This window comes from Escherichia sp. AM3 (assembly GCF_032029835.1).
In the GTDB taxonomy this organism is placed as follows: Bacteria; Pseudomonadota; Gammaproteobacteria; order Enterobacterales; family Enterobacteriaceae; genus Escherichia; species Escherichia coli.
Map to the genome: position 1 here is coordinate 1 of NZ_JAVUPQ010001259.1, position 242 is coordinate 242.

At 66.1% G+C, this 242-nt stretch carries 1 protein-coding gene; it reads right to left on the reverse strand.

Annotation, left to right across the window (positions count from 1 at the left end; translation table 11 throughout):
* The coding region (locus RTW80_RS30565) for a thiamine pyrophosphate-dependent enzyme (protein WP_312721999.1) at positions 1-242 on the reverse strand (242 nt) is incomplete at both ends.

The window sequence follows — 242 nt, forward strand, 5'->3', positions numbered from 1 at the left end:
GTTATTGTTCACAACAATCAGCACGAACGGGGCCGACGCCCGACGCAGGAGCGCCAGCGCGTTGAGATCGTAGAGGGCTGAGAGATCCCCCACAATCGCCAGCGTGGATTTCGCGCTGGCCCGCTGTACGCCAGCGGCAGTGGAGATCAGGCCGTCAATGCCGCACGCGCCCCGGTTGCTGTACACCGGGTAACCCGCCGGCGGCGGAGAAGGGGAGGCAAGGAGGCGCACCACGAGGCTGT